Raw genomic sequence first — 2500 nt, forward strand, 5'->3', positions numbered from 1 at the left:
GCCTGAAATTCCGAAACTTAGCTGCCCTCTGGGGCCGCTAGGGATTGGGATAAAGCCCGCACCCTGCGCATAGCGCGGGTGCCGGGTAGTTTACTACGACCTGCCGTGGAATCCCAATCGGCTGGAGCAGCGGGAGGGCCGAGTAGATCGCTACGGCCAAAAGGCCGGGCGGGTCAGGGTCATTCGGTTTTTTGGGCGCGACAACCCCATAGACGGCGTGGTGCTTGAGGTGCTGCTCAACAAAGCGCGGGAGATCCACCGCGCCTTGGGCACCCATGTGCCTGTGCCGGAAGCCAGCGAGAGCGTCACGCAGGCCGTTCTTGAAGCCCTCTTCCTGCGCAGGGGACGCTGGTCTGCCGAACGCCAGCTTGTGCTCGACCTTGGCGTGCCAGAAGTGGAAGAGTTTCATCGGCAGTGGCAACAGTACGCCGAGCGCGAGCAGATCAATCGCACCCGGTTTGCCCAGCGGGCGCTCAAGCCCGAAGAAGTGCAGCGGGAAGTTGAGGCCACAGATGCTGTGCTAGGGGATCCCACGGCTGTGCGCGAATTCCTCCTGGCGGCAGCAGAGCGCATTGGTCTGCCTGTTTCCCCGGACAACCGACCGGGTGTCTTTCGGGCGAGCATCACTCCAGAGGCGACCAGAACCCTGCCTGAACTGGTCAAGTTGGCCCTGCCCTCCCCCAAGGACGGTCGGTGGCTCATCAGCTTCGACTCGCCCACGCCTGAAGGGGCGGAATACATTGGCCGAAACCACCGCTTCGTAGCCACGTTGGCCCGCTACCTCTTCGAGGCAGCCTTGAACGATCCCAGCCCCAATAGCAGGGTGGTCTCCCGCTGCGGCGTCCTGCGCACCCGTGCCGTAACCAAACTCACGACCATCCTGCTGCTGCGTATACGCTACCTGGTCGAGCAACCTGCTGCCCGATCCCTTTTATCGGAAGAAGTCCTGGTGCTTGCCTATGTTGGCCTGGGAGGCAGCAATCCCCAGTGGCTGGAGACCGGCGATGCCTTGCGGCTGCTGGCAGAAGCCCAGCCGGATGACAATCCCCCTCTGGCCGAGAAGCAGGAGCTAATCCGACGGGTGCTCAGCAACCTTGGAGACTGGCACAGGGATCCCCCTGAAGCCTGGGGCACAGGGCACTTGCTGCAACAAGCCATCCGGGATCGAATTGTCCGCCGCGCGGACGAACTGACTGCTGCTCACAAACGCGTCCGTCAGGCGGTGGCACTGCAGGTGCGGGGGCTGGCGGTCAAGCCGCAATTTCCTCCCGATCTTCTGGGACTCCTTGTCTTGCAACCTGTGGTGTCGCGATGAGCCAGTTCCCTGCCGTACGCCTTGAAGGGGGGCTTTTGGGCCCCGATACGCTGGAAAAGCTCCTTGCCGGCGAGCTTACTGGGCAGAAGCCGAAAGACTTTGGGCTGGACAACCGGCGCAGCCTGACGGATGAGATTGCCGGCGTCTTTGCCGAGGCCCGCGCCCAGTGGGAGATCTTCCGGCGTCGCCTAGAGCGCCTGCCGGAGAGCGACTTGGCCACCTCGGTTACTCGCGATGTCTGGTTGATCCCGTTTCTGAGCCTGCTGGGGTACGAGCTGCGCTACAACGCGCGCGCCTACGAAATAGACGGTGCCACGTTTGCCATTTCGCATCGCGCCGGAGAGGCGGAGGATGCACCGCCAGTCCACATTGTCGGGGTTCGGCAGGAGCTGGGGCGTCTGGCTCCCAGCGGTCGACCAAGACTTGCGCCCCATTCGCTGGTGCAGGAGTACCTCAACCGCAGCGATCACCTCTGGGGCATTGTGAGCAACGGCCTGAGGCTGCGCCTTTTGCGAGATTGCACCTTCGTGCGTCGCCAAGCCTACGCCGAGTTTGACCTGCAGCAAATCCTGGAGGAGCAGCGCTTTAACGACTTTGCCATCCTCTACCGGCTGCTGCACCGCAGTCGGCTGCCGCACAGGGCTGAAGATGCCCCAACCTGCCTGCTGGAGCAGTACTACCGGGACGCCTTGGAACAGGGGGGGCGGGTACGGGATCGGCTGCGGGATGGTGTGGAGCAATGTCTGAAGCGCTTGGCCAACGGCTTTCTGGAGCGCTCCAACAACACTGACCTGCGGAGGCGGATCGACCCGAAAGCCGGCAGCTCAGAGCCTCTCACCCCAGAGGAGTTCTATCGGCAACTGTTGCGCTTGGTCTATCGCTTTCTGTTTTTGCTGGTCTCGGAGGAGCGGGGGCTGATTAGCGACAATCCTCTCTACCGGGATCACTACAGCGTGACGCGGTTGCGGCGGCTTTTGGATCGGCAGAGTGCCTATACCGAACACGAGGATCTTTGGTGCAGCTTGCGGGTGCTGTGGAGGGTGTTCTCGAAGGAAGAGCTGGCCAACCTGTTGAAGGTCTCTCCTCTTAACGGCGAGCTTTTTGCTCCCCTCGATCTAGATACCTACAGCCTCAGCAATCGGGCTCTGCTGGAGGCCTTTTGGCATCTATCCTACTATCGGGAAG

General features: G+C 62.1%; 2 protein-coding genes (1 of these 2 cut by a window edge). Both read left to right on the forward strand.

Annotated elements, in window-relative coordinates; all coding sequences use genetic code 11:
- Window positions 1–217: 217 nt before the first annotated feature.
- Window positions 218–1315: a hypothetical protein gene (locus ACVWZ1_RS11560; protein ID WP_457503428.1), complete on the forward strand. Its 1098-nt coding sequence runs from the start codon at window positions 218–220 to the stop codon at window positions 1313–1315.
- Window positions 1312–2500, forward strand: partial view of a DUF559 domain-containing protein gene (locus tag ACVWZ1_RS11565; protein WP_457503429.1) — the 5' portion only. The gene runs 3380 nt beyond the window's last position; only the first 1189 of its 4569 coding nucleotides appear in the window; its start codon is at window positions 1312–1314; the stop codon falls past the right edge of the window. The genes ACVWZ1_RS11560 and ACVWZ1_RS11565 overlap by 4 nt, the downstream gene beginning before the upstream one ends.

The sequence above is a fragment of the Thermostichus sp. MS-CIW-25 genome, from assembly GCF_054060015.1.